This window comes from Sulfuriferula thiophila (genome assembly GCF_003864975.1).
GTDB lineage: Bacteria > Pseudomonadota > Gammaproteobacteria > Burkholderiales > Sulfuriferulaceae > Sulfuriferula > Sulfuriferula thiophila.
Genome location: NZ_BHGL01000007.1, coordinates 215,118 through 231,233, shown reverse-complemented (window position 1 = coordinate 231,233; position 16,116 = coordinate 215,118). Strand labels below are relative to the sequence as shown.

The 16,116-nt window shown below is 52.8% G+C and carries 15 protein-coding genes; 13 read left to right on the top strand and 2 right to left on the bottom strand.

From position 1 onward, the window contains the following. The first annotated feature begins 2 nt into the window (after positions 1-2). The 10 genes from murG to EJE49_RS05815 all read left to right on the top strand — a co-directional run bounded on the left by murG (position 3) and on the right by EJE49_RS05815 (position 9,571). Positions 3-1,091, top strand: coding sequence for an undecaprenyldiphospho-muramoylpentapeptide beta-N-acetylglucosaminyltransferase (gene murG / locus EJE49_RS05860; RefSeq protein ID WP_124949472.1), 1,089 nt, complete (start codon positions 3-5; stop codon positions 1,089-1,091). Continuing rightward, entirely contained in the window at positions 1,088-2,485 is a 1,398-nt protein-coding gene (gene murC / locus EJE49_RS05855) for a UDP-N-acetylmuramate--L-alanine ligase (RefSeq protein WP_124949471.1), read from the top strand. The genes murG and murC overlap by 4 nt, the downstream gene beginning before the upstream one ends. A gap of 13 nt (positions 2,486-2,498) precedes the next feature. Next, entirely contained in the window at positions 2,499-3,428 is a 930-nt protein-coding gene (murB, locus tag EJE49_RS05850; RefSeq protein ID WP_124949470.1) for a UDP-N-acetylmuramate dehydrogenase, read from the top strand. After that, positions 3,425-4,336 (top strand): D-alanine--D-alanine ligase, encoded by a 912-nt coding sequence (locus tag EJE49_RS05845; protein WP_124949469.1) that lies wholly within the window; start codon positions 3,425-3,427, stop codon positions 4,334-4,336. Before murB ends, EJE49_RS05845 begins: the two co-directional genes overlap by 4 nt. Then, complete coding sequence (locus tag EJE49_RS05840) at positions 4,326-5,069, top strand: cell division protein FtsQ/DivIB (RefSeq protein ID WP_124949468.1); 744 nt, start codon at positions 4,326-4,328, stop codon at positions 5,067-5,069. The genes EJE49_RS05845 and EJE49_RS05840 overlap by 11 nt, the downstream gene beginning before the upstream one ends. Continuing rightward, entirely contained in the window at positions 5,066-6,301 is a 1,236-nt protein-coding gene (gene ftsA, locus EJE49_RS05835; protein WP_124949467.1) for a cell division protein FtsA, read from the top strand. Before EJE49_RS05840 ends, ftsA begins: the two co-directional genes overlap by 4 nt. Before the next feature lie 56 nt (positions 6,302-6,357). After that, positions 6,358-7,512, top strand: coding sequence for a cell division protein FtsZ (gene ftsZ, locus EJE49_RS05830; protein ID WP_124949466.1), 1,155 nt, complete (start codon positions 6,358-6,360; stop codon positions 7,510-7,512). A 67-nt stretch (positions 7,513-7,579) separates the two neighbouring features. Further along, entirely contained in the window at positions 7,580-8,500 is a 921-nt protein-coding gene (gene lpxC / locus EJE49_RS05825) for a UDP-3-O-acyl-N-acetylglucosamine deacetylase (RefSeq protein ID WP_124949465.1), read from the top strand. Next, complete coding sequence (locus EJE49_RS05820) at positions 8,497-8,679, top strand: hypothetical protein (RefSeq protein ID WP_124949464.1); 183 nt, start codon at positions 8,497-8,499, stop codon at positions 8,677-8,679. The genes lpxC and EJE49_RS05820 overlap by 4 nt, the downstream gene beginning before the upstream one ends. Positions 8,680-8,725: 46 nt before the next feature. After that, positions 8,726-9,571, top strand: coding sequence for a DUF817 domain-containing protein (locus tag EJE49_RS05815; RefSeq protein WP_124949463.1), 846 nt, complete (start codon positions 8,726-8,728; stop codon positions 9,569-9,571). Between the two features lie 99 nt (positions 9,572-9,670). On the opposite strand, the gene EJE49_RS05810 is transcribed toward EJE49_RS05815, so the two are convergent. Next, positions 9,671-10,120: a DciA family protein gene (locus EJE49_RS05810; RefSeq protein WP_124949462.1), complete on the bottom strand. Its 450-nt coding sequence runs from the start codon at positions 10,118-10,120 to the stop codon at positions 9,671-9,673. Positions 10,121-10,215: 95 nt separating this feature from the next. Between EJE49_RS05810 and secA the strand changes: the two genes are divergently transcribed. Both secA and EJE49_RS05800 read left to right on the top strand, forming a co-directional pair. Beyond that, complete coding sequence (secA, locus tag EJE49_RS05805) at positions 10,216-12,927, top strand: preprotein translocase subunit SecA (protein ID WP_124949461.1); 2,712 nt, start codon at positions 10,216-10,218, stop codon at positions 12,925-12,927. 97 nt (positions 12,928-13,024) lie between these two features. After that, positions 13,025-14,173, top strand: a complete 1,149-nt coding sequence (locus EJE49_RS05800; RefSeq protein ID WP_124949460.1) for a DUF2863 family protein — start codon at positions 13,025-13,027, stop codon at positions 14,171-14,173. A 4-nt stretch (positions 14,174-14,177) separates the two neighbouring features. Here the strand turns inward: EJE49_RS05800 and EJE49_RS05795 are convergent, their stop codons facing one another. Further along, entirely contained in the window at positions 14,178-14,918 is a 741-nt protein-coding gene (locus EJE49_RS05795; protein ID WP_124949459.1) for a pteridine reductase, read from the bottom strand. 44 nt (positions 14,919-14,962) lie between these two features. On the opposite strand from EJE49_RS05795, the gene EJE49_RS05790 reads away from it, so the two are divergent. Beyond that, complete coding sequence (locus EJE49_RS05790; protein ID WP_124949458.1) at positions 14,963-16,108, top strand: class I SAM-dependent methyltransferase; 1,146 nt, start codon at positions 14,963-14,965, stop codon at positions 16,106-16,108. Positions 16,109-16,116 lie beyond the last annotated feature (8 nt).

The following is a 16,116-nucleotide window of genomic DNA, read 5'->3' as shown; positions in this document are numbered from 1 at the left end:
ACATGACACGCACTATCATGATCATGGCAGGCGGCACCGGTGGGCATATCTATCCAGGTTTGGCCGTCGCAGCAGCTATGCGCGAACAGGGTTGGCAGGTGATCTGGCTTGGGACTAAAAATGGTATGGAATCGCGCATCGTACCGGAACACGGTTACACCATGGCTTGGCTGACGATGGGCGGTATTCGCGGCAACGGCCTGCTGCGCAAATTGATGTTGCCGATGATGCTGTTACTTGCATTTGCTCAGGCTTTGAATGCATTGTTGCGCCACCGGCCTGATGTGGTGCTGGGCATGGGCGGTTACCCCAGTTTCCCTGGCGGAATGATGGCGGTGTTGTTAGGTAAGCCGCTGGTGATCCATGAGCAGAATTCCATTGCCGGATTAAGCAATCGCATACTGGCCTGTCTGGCTGAAAAAGTCGTGGTTGGATTCCCGGCAGCGTTTAAAAATCAGCAGGACAGACCGGTACCGTGCGGCAAGGTCGACACGGTCTGGCTAGGTAACCCGGTGCGTGAAAATATTGCCGGATTGCCAGTGAAAGCTGTGTCTACTCAGGCGCAACTACATCTGTTGGTTGTGGGGGGCAGTCTGGGCGCAGCAGCACTGAATGAAATGGTACCGAAAGCGCTGGCTTTGATCCCTGAAGCACAACGGCCGGAAGTAATACATCAGGCAGGAACCCGGCATATGGAAACCCTGCGTGGTAATTATGCTGCGGCAGGCGTCAAAGCAGATGTGCGAGATTTTATTGCTGATATGGCCAGTGTGTATGCATGGAGTGATCTGGCAATTACCCGCGCAGGAGCGTTGACCGTAGCAGAGCTGGCGGCGGCGGGTGTGCCATCCGTGCTGGTGCCATATCCACATGCAGTAGACGATCATCAAACCACCAATGCTCAGTTTCTGGTAGCGGCAGGAGCTGCGATATTGATGCCGCAAACCGAGTTAACAGCAGAGAAATTAGCGACAGGATTGCTGCAGTTGCAACGCGAGCAGCTTAATAAGATGGCGCAGCAAGCCAAATTGCTCGCCAAGCCCGATGCTACTGCAGCCGTTGCAAAAGTTTGTATGGGACTAGCCAAATGAAACATAAAGTTAAACAGATACATTTTGTAGGTATTGGTGGTTCAGGCATGAGCGGTATAGCTGAGGTGTTGTTGAATCTCGGCTTTGTCGTAACCGGTTCCGATATGGCAGAAAATACAGCAACCCGCAGGCTGAGCGGGTTGGGTATTACGGTATTTCACGGCCACAGTGCAGATAACGTCGGTGCAGCAGATGCCATCGTAACCTCGACTGCCGTGCAGGCGGACAACCCTGAAGTTGTGGCCGCCCGTGAACGCGCCATTCCCGTGGTGCCGCGCGCAATTATGCTGGCAGAACTGATGCGGCTGCGTCAGGGTATTGCGATTGCCGGTACTCACGGCAAGACAACAACAACATCACTGGTAACCAGCATTCTCGCACAAGCGGGTATGGATCCAACCTTTGTTATCGGCGGAAGACTTGAAGCCGCCGGTGCCAATGCGCGGTTGGGGCAGGGCGAATTCATCGTGGTTGAGGCGGATGAATCGGATGCGTCATTTCTGCATCTGACCCCGGTGCTCGCGGTGGTGACCAACATCGATGCTGACCATATGGAAACTTATGGCCATGACTTTAGCCGGCTGAAACAGGCATTCGTAGATTTTGTCGAACACGTCCCTTTCTATGGCCGAGCAGTGTTGTGCATTGATGATGCCAATGTACGTGACATTATGTCGGCAATCACCAAACCGGTTACCAGTTACGGTCTGAGCGAAGCCGCCGATATCCGCGCGATTAATGTGCGCCACGATGGCGGCCAAATGCACTTTGGCGTAGTTAATGGCGGTGGGCGACATGTGATGGATGTCACGCTGAATTTGCCGGGTGTGCATAACGTATTGAATGCGCTTGCGGCGATAGCCATTGGCCTCGAGGTCGGTGCGCCGGAAGCAGCTATTGCCAAGGCACTGGCTGATTTTAGTGGTGTGGGGCGCCGGTTTCAGCGCTATGGCGAAATCCCGGTTGCGGCTGGCGGTACGTTTACGCTGGTGGATGACTACGGGCATCACCCGGTGGAAATGGCAGCGACCATCGCCGCAGCGCGAGCAGCTTTCCCCGGACGGCGTCTGGTGCTGGCGTTTCAGCCGCACCGTTATACGCGTACCCGCGATGTGTTTGAAGATTTCGTCAAAGTATTGTCTAGCGTAGATGTGCTGCTGCTGGCCGAAGTATATGCGGCAGGCGAAGCGCCGATTGTGGCGGCGGATGGCAGGGCGCTGGCACGGGCGTTACGCGTAGCCGGCAAGGTAGAGCCGATATTTGTAGAGCAGATAAGCGATATGCCTGAGATGGTACTAAGCACAGTGCAGGACGGCGATGTCGTACTGACCATGGGCGCTGGCTCAATTGGTGCAACCCCGGGGTTGATAGCTGAGGTGGCGCGTGTGCGCTGAAATGACAGCGGCAATGTCTGCAGTAAACCCGCAGCAGGGTTTGCGTGGTGAGCTGCGGCTGAATGAGCCTATGGCCAAGCATGTCAGCTGGCGTGCCGGCGGGGTGGCAGAGCAGCTCTACATCCCGGCAGACGTGGCCGATATGGCGGTGTATCTGAATAATTTGCCAGCCGATATGCCGGTGTATTGCATAGGGCTGGGTAGTAATTTGCTGGTGCGTGATGGTGGCGTGCGTGGCGCGGTGATCCTGCTGCATGGCGCATTGCGGGAAATACGACTGGAGAGCAAGCAGGCTTCATCAGGAGTGATCTACGCCGAGGCTGGCGTAGCTGCACCAAAGTTGGCGCGATTTGCTGCCGGGCATGATCTGGTTGGCGCTGAGTTCATGGCCGGCATTCCAGGCACGGTTGGCGGTGCGCTGGCGATGAATGCGGGTTGCTATGGCAGTGAAACCTGGCTGATAGCCAGCAGTGCGCTGACCATCAACCGTCAGGGCCAAGTGCGCAAGCGTGAACGTGCCGAGTACGAACTGGATTATCGCCATGTGGCGTTGCGTGAAGCGAATGAAGAATGGTTTGTCGGTGGCTGGTTTGAGTTGCAGATCGGTGATGGTGCTGCATCGAAGCAGGTAATCAAAGACTTGCTGCAACGGCGCATTGCCAGCCAGCCCTTGGGGCAGCCGAATGCGGGTTCGGTATTTCGCAATCCGCAAGGTGATTTTGCTGCACGCTTGATAGAGAGCTGCGGATTAAAAGGCAAGTTGTTGGGTGGGGCGCAAGTGTCGACTAAGCATGCCAATTTTATTGTGAACGCCGGTCAGGCGAGTGCGGCAGATATAGAGGATTTAATTGATCTTGTGGCGACAACGGTAGCTGAGCAATGCGGCGTAACGCTGCAGCGCGAAGTGCGAGTGATAGGCGACAGGTTAAGGGGTGAGGCATGAGCCAGTTTGGAAAAGTAGGTGTGTTATTAGGTGGTCGCTCCGCTGAGCGTGAAGTGTCGCTGAACAGTGGTAATGCAGTGCTGACCGCATTGTTGCGGCAAGGGGTAGATGCGCATGCGTTTGACCCGGCGGGTAAGGATCTGGCCGAATTGGCTGCAGAGGGTTTTGACCGGGTGATGATATCCCTGCATGGGCGGTTTGGCGAGGATGGCACGGTGCAAGGCGCGCTGGAATGGATGGAAATACCGTATACCGGCAGCGGTGTGATGGCTTCCGCACTGGCAATGGATAAATGGCGTACCAAGCTGTTGTGGCAGGCGGCAGGCGTGCCTACACCGGAATATGCGCTGTTGGCAGAAGATACGGATTTTGAAGCAGTTGAGCGGCGTCTGGGTTTGCCGATTTTTGTGAAACCGGTACGTGAAGGTTCCAGCATCGGTATGAGTAAAGTGACGCAAGCCGGTACATTGCGTGAGGCCTGGGAAAAAGCGGCGCAGTTTGATGCGTTGGTGCTGGCTGAGCAGTTTATTGAAGGCGGTGAATATACCTGCGCGATTCTGGGCGACAAGGCATTGCCAATGATACGGCTGATTCCGAAAAAGGAATTTTACGATTTTGAAGCCAAGTATCTGCGTGATGATACGGAATATCGTGTGCCGTGCGGACTACCCGCCGAGCAGGAGCAAGCTATCCAGTTGCTGGCAAAAAAAGCGTTTAATGTGCTGGGTTGCCGCGGTTGGGCACGACTGGATGTGATGCTGGATGCAGCGGGTAATCCGTATTTCCTGGAGGCGAATACCTCGCCAGGCATGACCGATCACAGTCTGGTGCCAATGGCGGCACGGGCAGCAGGCATGACGTTCGACGAACTGGTGTTGGCGATACTGGAGCAGGCCCGTGTGGGATGACGAAGTAGCGCTAGCCAAACTGACGCGCCTGGCGCTGTGGGGAACGGCTGCATTAATGCTGTGGGCAGGTGTGGTAATGCTGTCGCGGCTGGATAGTTTTGATTTGCGCGAAATTAAGATCGTGGGTGCGCACCATGTGACTACCGAGCAGGCAAAGCTAGTGGTGCAGCAACGATTGACGGGTAATTTCTTTTCAACTGACCTGGAAGCAACACGGGCTGCGTTTATCAAGCTGCCATGGGTGCGTGATGCAAGTGTGCGCCGGCAGTGGCCTGATGGTCTGGTGGTGACGCTGGAGGAACATAAGCCGCTGGCACGCTGGAACGATGACGCATTACTGAACAGTTACGGCGAGGTGTTCAAAGCTGCGAGCGATTTGAGTCTGCCGCACTTGAGCGGACCCGCAGGCAGTGAGCATGAAGTAGCGCAGGCATGGATGGATTACGAAAAAATACTGGCACCACTTAAATCAAAACCTGTTGCAGTGACTTTGAATGACAGACGGAGCTGGTGGGTGACATTGGATAACGGGATGAGTATAGCACTCGGTAGAGAACAGGCTGCAGAGCGTCTGGCACGTTGGGTGAAGTTATATCCGACGACGATGGCTTCGTTAGGCGTGGCAGTGGGTGGCGTAGATTTGCGCTATCCGAAAGGGTTTGCAGTGCGCTTGTTGGCGACCAAACCAGGCGACAAGGCGCAGGCAGTGCAAGGACAGGGGAAATCGGTATGAGCAGGCAGAGAGATACAAGAGAATTAATTGTTGGTTTGGATATCGGCACTTCCAAAGTGATTGCCATCGTAGCGGAAATATTGCCTGAAGGGCGTATGGAAGTCGTTGGTATGGGCAGTCATCCTTCACGCGGTCTGAAAAAAGGGGTGGTGGTCAATATCGAGTCCACCGTCAATGCTATTCAGCGTGCGCTGGAAGAAGCGGAATTGATGGCGGACTGCAAGATCACAGAAGTTTATACCGGCATCGCGGGTAGCCATATCAAGAGCTTTAATTCGCACGGCATGGTGCCGATCAAAGACAAAGAAGTGACGCAGTTTGATGTCGATAAAGTCATAGAAACCGCGCGCGCAGTGAATATTCCGACGGATCAGCAGATTCTGCATATCCTGCCCCAGGAATATCTGGTCGACGGCCAGGAAGACGTGCGCGAGCCACTGGGTATGAGTGGCGTGCGGCTGGAAGTCAAAGTCCATATCGTCACCGGTGCGGTATCGGCAGCGCAAAACATCATTAAATGCGTACGTCGTTGCGGGCTGGAAGTGAGTGATCTGGTGTTGCAGCCACTCGCTTCAGCCATGGCAGTGCTGACTGAAGACGAAAAGGATCTTGGCGTGGCGCTGGTGGATATCGGTGGCGGTACTACCGACATCGCGGTATTTACCCAAGGTGCAATCCGCCATACCGCTGTGATACCTATCGCCGGTGATCAGATCACCAATGATATCGGGCTGGCATTACGTACGCCGCTAAAAGACGCGGAAGACCTGAAAATAGCCCATGGTTGTGCTTTGCGCCAGCTTGCGGGGGCGCATGACATGTTAGAAGTGCCCGGTGTGGGCGAGCGTGGTGCACGGCAGATGTCACGGCAGTTGCTGGCTGAAGTCATCGAGCCGCGCGTGCTGGAGTTGTATGAAATGGTGCAGGCGGAATTGCGCCGCAGTGGATTTGAAGAGCTGATGCGTTCAGGCATCGTGATTACAGGGGGCTCTGCAGCAATGCAGGGCATGGTGGAGCTAGGTGAGGAGGTCTTTCATATGCCAGTACGGTTGGGATTGCCGCAATACGAAGGTGGGTTGTCGGAGGTGATGCATAACGCACGCTATGCCACCGGGGTGGGATTGCTGCTGGCAGGAATGGATCAGCAGGACCGAAAGCAGCCGATGAAGTTATCAGGAACATCAATGCAACAGGTATTTGAGCGGATGAAGGGTTGGTTCAAGAATTTTTAGGTCGGTTTGGAAGTAAATGACATTTTTTGATTTGTACACGGATAAAGGAGATTAGCATGTTTGAAATTATGGATACGTTGACCCAGGATGCAGTAATTAAAGTTATCGGTGTAGGTGGTTGCGGTGGTAACGCAGTGGACCACATGATCGATTGCGGCGTCGATGGTGTGGAGTTCATCAGTATTAACACCGATGCGCAGGCTTTGCAGCGTAATAAAGCCAAAGTGCAACTGCAACTGGGTACTGGCGTAACCCGTGGTTTGGGCGCTGGCGCAAACCCTGAAGTAGGCCGTGAAGCAGCGCTGGAAGATCGCGAGCGGATTGCCGAGCTGATCGACGGTGCTGACATGCTGTTTGTTACCGCAGGTATGGGTGGTGGTACGGGTACCGGTGCAGCACCCGTGGTTTGCGAAGTTGCCAAGGAAATGGGGATTTTAACCGTCGCCGTGGTGACCAAGCCATTCCTGTTCGAAGGCAAGCGCGTACGTCTGGCGAATGCCGGTATCGAAGCCTTATCCCGTCATGTGGATTCGTTGATTGTGATTCCTAACGAAAAGCTGATGCAAGTGCTGGGCGAAGATGTGTCCATGCTGGATGCATTCAAGGCCGCCAATAACGTACTGCATGGCGCGGTAGCCGGTATCGCGGAAGTGATTAACTGCCCGGGTATGGTTAACGTCGACTTTGCCGACGTGAAAACAGTGATGTCGGAAATGGGCATGGCAATGATGGGCTCTGCTGCTGCAGTCGGTCCTGACCGTGCCCGTCTGGCCGCGCAACAGGCTGTTGCCAGCCCCTTGCTGGAAGATGTGAATCTGGCTGGTGCGCGTGGTGTGCTGGTAAACGTGACGGCATCCACTTCCTTCAAGATGAAGGAATACTATGAAGTCATGAACACTATCAAAGGCTTTACTGCCGAAGAAGCGACAGTCATTGTCGGTACAGTTATTGATGAGAGCATCGGTGATGAGTTGCGTGTGACCATCGTTGCAACTGGTCTGGGTAGCCCAGTGGCGCGTCAGCAACCTAAACCAGTGATCGTTAAAACCGGTACGGATGATTATTCATCAGCCAGTGTTGACTATCAGGTTGGCGAAGCTGAGCCTACCGTGTTTCGCAGTAACCGCCGCGAAGCACAAGTAGAAGCGTTGAAACAGTCCGGTATGGAATACCTGGATATTCCAGCATTTTTACGTAAACAGGCGGATTAAAAAGGGGTTTTTGGGGATTCAATTGATTCACGCTATAATGCGCTGAATTAATTGGTTCACTACGCTCATGATTCAGCAACGTACAATAAAAAATACCATTCGTGCCTCAGGGGTGGGGCTGCATACCGGTGCTAAAGTCAGCATGGTATTGCGCCCGGCTGCGCCAGATACGGGGGTGGTGTTTCGTCGGCTGGATCTGGCAGAACCTGTAGACATAGTAGTTGCAGCTGAGCAGGTGGGTGATACCCGCTTGTGTTCAACGCTGGATAACGGTAAGGCTACCGTCGCAACAGTAGAGCATCTGATGTCGGCATTGGCCGGGCTCGGGGTTGATAATATCTATATTGATCTCGATGGACCGGAAGTGCCGATCATGGATGGTTCGGCTTCATCTTTCGTATTTCTGATCCAGTCAGCAGGGATCACGCAGCAAAATGCAGCGAAAAAGTTTATCCGCATCAAGAAAACAGTAGAAGTAGTGGAAGGCGATAAGCGCGTTCGTTTCGAGCCTTTTGACGGTTTCAAGATAGAATTCACTATCGATTTCAAACACCCGGTGTTTGAAAAATCAGGTCAGGCCATCAGCCTGGATTTTGCTAAGACCTCCTACGTCAATGAAGTCAGTCGCGCCCGCACTTTCGGTTTTATGCAGGAAGTGGAATGGTTGCGCGCGAATGGACTGGCGCTGGGCGGCAGTCTGGATAACGCCATCGTCATGGACGAGTTCCGTGTGCTCAACAGCGACGGTTTGCGTTATGAAGATGAATTCGTCAAACATAAGGTGCTGGATGCGATAGGTGATTTGTACATTATTGGCCACCCGATAATCGGCGCGTTTTATGCCCACAAATCCGGTCATGCACTGAATAATCGATTAATCAGAACGTTATTGCAGGATCAGAGCGCCTGGGAATACGTCAGCTTTGCCGACGAAAAACTGGCACCTGCTGGCATACGTCAGCTCCATCCGCAACTGACCAGCATATGATTATCATCCGCCTGCTGTTTGTGCTGGCATGCATAGCACTGGCACTTTCAGGGGCATTGTATTTTCTGACCGGCGAGAAACGTTATCTGCAGTTCGTCTGGAAAGTGCTGAAATTCGGAGTCATATTGATAGTGGTGTTCGGCGCATTGATGGTGGCTGAACGCCTGGTGTTGCTTTAAGCCAAAACTATGTTTGTGGCGTATTCCATAAGGTTTTCGTCTTGAAATGGGGTTAAGCAAACTTGATCACCATCTGCTGAATTTACCCGCTAAACCAGAACTGTCCGGAATGAAGCGATTTGGTGTCGAGTTTATGTACTTCGGCATCAAGGAAGCGCGTGCCTGTTTGTTTGCCGGTTTGTTCTTTGCTGCAGTATTTCTTGTACCGCGCAATGGAATATTGAGTGTGCCACGCTATGACACGTTGCTGATCATAGCGATTGCAATTCAGGTATGGATGGTTTGGAGCAAGCTGGAAACGATAGATGAACTCAAGGCTATTAGTTTATTTCACGTAGTTGGGTTTGCGCTTGAAGTTTTCAAGACCTCAGGTGGGGTGCAATCATGGACATATCCGGATTTTGCATACACCAAACTATGGGGTGTTCCGCTGTTTTCTGGATTCATGTATGCGGCAGTCGGCAGTTATATTATTCAGGCGTGGAGGCTATTGGAGCTTAGGGTGGAGCATCACCCACCTTATTGGATGGCAACGTTGATTGCAATTCTAATTTATGCCAATTTTTATACCCATCATTTCATAGGGGATTATCGCTGGTATATAGCGGCATGTGCCATCGGATTATATGCCCGTGCAATTGTTGTCTATCAGCCATTTGACCGCGAGCGACGTATGCCGCTTATGCTTGCATTCGTACTGATAGGATTTTTTATTTGGTTAGCCGAAAATATCAGTACTTTTTTTAGTATCTGGCAATACCCGAATCAGATGGGAGCATGGTCGGTTGTGCATATAGGCAAGTGGAGTTCGTGGTCATTGCTAGTGATTATGACATTTACCATAGTGGCAAATATGAAACATATAAAACAACGTATCTATATTCCCAAATAAGCCAGAGTGAACAAAACAAATCTTACACTGCGAAACCATTGAATTTACGATATGAGCTGTTTAATGCATCACGTAACAGCAATGAATTGACTATCGGGCCTATTGGTGCGGATGTTTGCTCAGCAAATTAGCCAGCGCATCTTTCAACTGTCCTGCTTCCAGTTCCGTACATAAATTTTCCAGCTCAGCCAGGCCAGCCGCGCTAATGGTGGGCTTATTGATTTCGCGGTAACGATTAGGTATGGCATTGGTGCGTACCTTGATCAGTATGTTCTGCCCTGTCAGGCCGTGTTTAGCCAGTGCGGTGGTGATGCTGGGGATGAGTTGGCGTAACTTTGCAGCGGCGGCGCCATGGTCGCAATAAATGCTGATGTTGCTGGCATCGATCTGGCCGATGCGGGACACGCTGGCGAGTCCGCTGGGGACGATGGTATGCCAGAGTTTTTGCAGTTGCATGATTTCATTTACATGCGTTTGTAACAAACGTAAGCGATCATCACCGTTGAAAAAGCGGTAAGCACGCTTGGCTTGCGAAGGAAAATTCGTCATCTAAGGGCTTGTCAACAAAGCGATTCGGAATGAGAGTGCGAATATGGTAACATGTCCAGATTTTCACGCAACGCTACACAATATATCCCATTGCCATGATTTCATCTCTGTTGAAAAAAGTATTTGGTAGTCGTAATGACCGTCTGGTTAAACAATATGTGGCTAAGGTTCGCGCGATCAATGCCTTGGAGCCGAAACTCCAGGCCTTGTCTGATGCGGAATTACGCGCCAAGACTGATGAATATAAAACCCGTTTTGCTAACGGGGAAACGCTTGATCAGTTATTGCCTGAGGCTTTTGCCACGGTGCGCGAAGCAGGCCGGCGGGTGCTGGGTCTGCGCCATTACGACGTACAGCTGATCGGTGGTATGGTGCTGCATGACGGCAAAATTGCCGAAATGCGTACCGGTGAAGGCAAGACGCTGATGGCGACCCTGCCAGCTTACCTGAACGCCTTGTCCGGTAACGGCGTACACATCGTTACCGTCAACGATTATCTGGCCAGCCGCGATGCGGCACAGATGGGGCGTATCCATGGCTTCCTCGGGCTGACGGTCGGTGTGAATCTGTCGCAAATGCCGCATGAAGAAAAACAGGCAGCCTATGCCTCGGATATCACCTACGGCACCAATAATGAGTTCGGCTTTGATTATCTGCGCGATAACATGGTGTATCAGACCCATGAAAAAGTGCAGCGTAGCCTGAATTTTGCCATTGTCGATGAAGTGGATTCGATTTTAATTGATGAGGCACGTACACCGCTAATCATCTCCGGTCAGGCGGATAGCAGTACTGAGCTGTATCTGGCCGTGAACACAGTGGTGCCCAACCTGACCCGGCAAGAAAAAGAAGATGGTACGGGTGATTACTGGGTCGATGAAAAAGCCCATACCGTACTGTTGTCGGAAGCGGGTCATGAGCACGCTGAACAGTTATTGACCGATGCTGGCCTGTTGCCAGTCGGATCAAGCTTGTACGAAGCAGCCAATATCGGCCTGATGCATCACGTGTATGCTGCATTACGTGCGCATGCGCTGTACCACCGCGATCAGCATTATGTGGTGCAGGATGATGAAGTGGTTATCGTCGATGAGTTTACCGGTCGTCTGATGTCAGGACGGCGCTGGTCAGAAGGCCTGCATCAGGCGGTGGAAGCCAAGGAAGGTGTGGCCATCCAGAAAGAAAATCAGACCTTGGCGTCGATTACTTTCCAGAACTATTTCCGCATGTTCACCAAGCTGGCCGGTATGACTGGTACGGCGGATACGGAAGCTTACGAATTCCAGCAGATTTACGGCCTGGAAACCGTCGTTATTCCAACACATCGGCCGATGGTGCGGATAGACAAGATGGATCAGGTGTTCCGTACCGCGCGCGAAAAGCATCAGGCGATCATCAATGATATCAAGGATTGCTATGAGCGCGGTCAGCCAGTCCTGGTCGGCACCACCTCGATTGAAAATAACGAATACTTATCCGGTTTGCTGAAAGCGGCAAAATTGCCGCATGAGGTTCTGAACGCCAAGCAGCATGCGCGTGAAGCAGAAATTATCGCGCAAGCAGGGCAGTTGAAGGCGATTACTATCGCTACCAACATGGCCGGTCGTGGTACTGACATCGTGCTGGGCGGCAGCATAGAGCGTGAGCTGGATGAAATCCGGCTGGATGAGAATTTATCCGATGCCGATAAACTGTCGCGTACGACTGCGCTGAAGACCAAATGGCAAGCCGTGCATGAAACTGTATTGGCTGCCGGCGGCTTGCATATTATCGGTACTGAACGCCATGAGTCACGGCGCGTAGATAACCAGTTGCGCGGTCGCTCCGGTCGTCAGGGTGATGCGGGTTCCAGTCGCTTCTATCTGTCACTGGAAGACCCGTTGCTGCGCATCTTCGCCTCCGACCGGGTCGGCGCGATCATGGACAAGCTGAAAATGCCGGAAGGCGAAGCCATTGAGCACCCTTGGGTGACGCGTGCCATCGAAAATGCGCAACGCAAGGTGGAGGCGCGTAACTTCGATATGCGCAAGCAGTTGCTGGAATACGACGATGTATCCAATGATCAGCGTAAGGTAATCTACCAGCAGCGTAATGAACTGCTGGAAACGCAGGATGTGTCGGAAACCATTACCGCCATGCGTGAAGATGTGCTGCGCCGTGTGATCAGTGAGCATGTGATTCCAGGCAGTATGGCTGAGCAATGGGATGTGGCTGGTCTGGAGCTGGTGCTGGCCAGCGAGTTTCAATTGCAGTTGCCTGTACAGCAATGGCTTGATCAGGACAGCGCCCTGGATGAGCATAGCCTGCAGGATCGGATTGTCAGCGCAGCCAATGACGCGTACGGTGTCAAGGTGGCGGCAGTGGGTGACACCGGGATGCACCATTTTGAACGTGCGGTGATGTTGCAAAATATTGATAGCCATTGGCGCGAGCACTTGGCAGCGCTGGATCATTTGCGTCAGGGTATCCATTTGCGTGGTTACGCGCAGAAGAATCCCAAGCAGGAGTATAAGCGTGAGGCATTTGATTTGTTCTCCGCGATGCTGGAAGCAATCAAACGCGAAGTCACGCAAATAACATTCACGGTGCAGATCCAATCCGAGGCGGATATTGAAGCGGTTGACACACCGCCAGTATTGTCTAATGTTGAATATCATCATGCCGATTATGATGAAGTACTGGCAGGCGAAGACGAGCCAATCAATGCAACGAATGCGACTTCGCCGTATATAAATGTAGGCCGTAATGATCCATGTCCGTGCGGATCAGGTAAAAAATTCAAGCACTGTCATGGCAAGTTAAACTAGTCTCGACAGGGCGTGAGCCTTTTACTGTAAACACCGATGTGTATGATCAGTTGATCAGGCCATCGGTGTTTTGTTTTTTCTCTCTGGTATATCGTCAATGAAACGCATTTCTGCATCCTCCCGCCTCAGTCGTGAAACAGCCAAACTGGTGCGGCTCGCGCTGGCATTACATGCATCGGGCAGTCAATTGGAAAGCCTGTCATGGCAACAGCAGGTTAATAAGTTGATTTCTTCACTGTTTCAAAAGAAACAGAATGAAACGCTGGAGCAGGCACTTGATTATTTGTGGACTGAAAATCCGCCGGCGTGTGATGTGCTCGCGCAGTTAATTGAAAGTTATGCGGAAAGTCTGGTCGATGCAGCGGATACGGATGCCGTGCTGATTGCCATTCCGTTATTGGTCTGGTCTCGTTATGCCATACCCACCGGGCAAATCAGCAAGCCGCGTTTACGCGAGTTGCGTGAGCAGGTGATGACGCATTTGCTTGCCAGTTCAGCGCGGCTGGCTATCAGCGATGTGTTGTTCAGTCCCGATCAGTTGCCGCGAGGCTTCACTGAAACCAGGGCGCTGCTACAGCAATTGGCACAATGTGCAGTAAGCGGTGAAGATCTGCACATGGACAGTTCCGAGCTGATTGCGGCAGGTGAGTTTGTTGCGGATGTGCGCTATGTGTTTGCAGCGGTCGTGGTGGATAAAGGCGCGCCTTTGTTCCGCTGGCAACAGGATGAAATCACCCAGAGCGAAGCACTGCAAACCTGGCAATTGCATACCAAATCGACTTTTGCGGCCATGTTGCCGGGTTGCCATTTCCAGAGTCTGCTGCCTAATGCGTTTTTCAGTGCATGGCGCAAGCTGGAACATGAAGCGCGCGGTTTTTCCTTGCGTGCAGCAATATTCTATTTATGTGAGATGCTGAATGTGGTGCCGGGTGATTTACGTGCAGTGATTGCGCCATTTTATGACCAGGTGCTGGAAGAATACCGTATCGGCTTCAGTCTGCTGCGTACGCCACAAGTGTTGCATGGCGTGGTCTGGCCATTGATCGGGGAAGAAAGCGAGGAGACGGATATCGTCAGTCAGATCGAGCATGAGTTAGGTGGTCTGGGCAAGATCGTGGTGTTGACGACGGCCATGCCGATGGAATTTTGTGACGATTGCGGTTCACCGCTGTTTCCTAACGCGGATGCTGAATTAGAGCATCCGGAAATGCCGGAGTCGGATAAGGTTATGCCGCAGTTGCATTGAGCAATTACAGGCGCACGCTACGCCCGCCATCAACGTTAATCACCTGTCCGGTAACGTAACCGGCATCCACTATTAAATAATAAACAGCCTTGGCGATATCGTCTGGTTCGCCGGCCTGTTTGAGTATGGTGTGGGAAATAATGCGCTGGCGCGAAACTTCATCGAGCTCGGGCGCATCTTCCGGCCAGATGATAGGGCCGGGGGCAACCGCATTGACGCGCACATCCGGCCCCAGTTCCCGCGCCAGCGAGCGGGTCAGGCCGACCAGTCCCGCTTTGGCAATGCTGTACACCACATAGCTTTTCATAGGTCGTTCAGCGTGAATGTCGGTGATGTTGACGATGCAGCCTTGTTGGCGACGTAATTCGGTGGCGGCTGCCTGAGCCAGAAATAACGGCGCTTTCAGGTTGGTGCCGATCAGGTCCAGCCAGTTGCTTTCGGTGATGGCGCCGACAGGTGACGCGTAAAAACTGGAGGCATTGTTGATCAGTACGTCGAGTCGGCCAAAACTGGTAAGTGTGGTCTGTATCAGATTGGGAAAGCTGTCGCAGTCGAGCAGGTCAGCTTGAATCAGGGTAACCGAGCCGGGGCGTTGTGCATTCAATTCGGATTGCAAGGCACGTGCCTCCATAACAGAAGTGCGGTAATGGATCATTAGATTAGCGCCAGCGCTATGCAGTCGCCGGCAAATTGCTGCGCCTACGCGTTTTGCGCCACCGGTAATTAATACTGTTTTGCCTTGCATCATATTTCCTTTATGCTTACGCTATTTTAACATTTGTCCATACGATGTCTCTACCTGTCCCTACCCCTGCTGCGTTAGCCATCAGCGAGCAGCTTACCCGGCTTATTGCGAATGAAATAGTCGAGCATGGCTGGATATCATTCGCACGCTACATGGAATTGGCACTCTATGCCCCCGGTCTGGGGTATTACAGCGCAGGTGCGGCGAAATTCGGCGCGTCCGGAGACTTTGTGACTGCGCCAGAGATATCACCGTTGTTTGGACGTAGCCTAGCACACCAAGTCATGCAGGTGTTAACGTTGAGCGGGGGTGACGTGCTCGAAACCGGCGCCGGCAGCGGGCGTCTGGCTTGTGATTTGCTGGCTGAACTGGTGCGTCTCGATTGCCTGCCTCAGCGATACTATATTCTGGAAGTGAGTGCCGACTTGCGAGAGCGCCAGCAGCAACTGATTGCTCGCGAATTGCCTGAGTGGACAGACCGCGTAGTCTGGCTGGAGCAACTGCCCACTGCGTTTACAGGTTGCATCGTGGGTAACGAGGTGCTGGATGCGATGCCGGTGCATGTGCTTCATTGGCATGCGGGGGATATCACCGAGCGCGGCGTGGCATGGGAGAATCAGCGCTTCGTGTGGCGGGATAAGGCGCTGGCAAGCGGACATTTGCGTGAGTTGGCTGCAGCGATAAGCGTTGCCGATGACTATGTCAGTGAAATCAATCTGGCGGCCCAGGGTTTCATCAGCAGCTTGGCGCAGTGTCTGACCAAAGGCGCAATCATCATGATTGACTACGGTTTTGGTGAAAGTGAGTACTACCATCCGCAGCGCAACCAAGGCACGATCATGTGCCATTATCGTCAGCATGCCCATGATGATCCGTTCTATTTGACCGGCTTGCAGGACATTACCGCCCACGTCGACTTTACTGCCATGGCAGTCGCGGGCATTGATGCGGGCCTGAGTCTGGCGGGCTACACCAGCCAGGCGCAGTTTCTGATTAACTGTGGCATTACCGATTTGCTGGCGCAAACAACGGCGGAGGACACGGCCAGATATATCCCGCAAGTCACGGCCGCACAAAAATTGATGAGCCCTGCGGAGATGGGTGAGTTATTCAAAGTGATTGCCTGGACGCGTCAACTGGATGCGCCGCTGCTGGGATTCGGGCAGGGCGACCAGCGCCGCCGCTTGTGAGCAGTAGC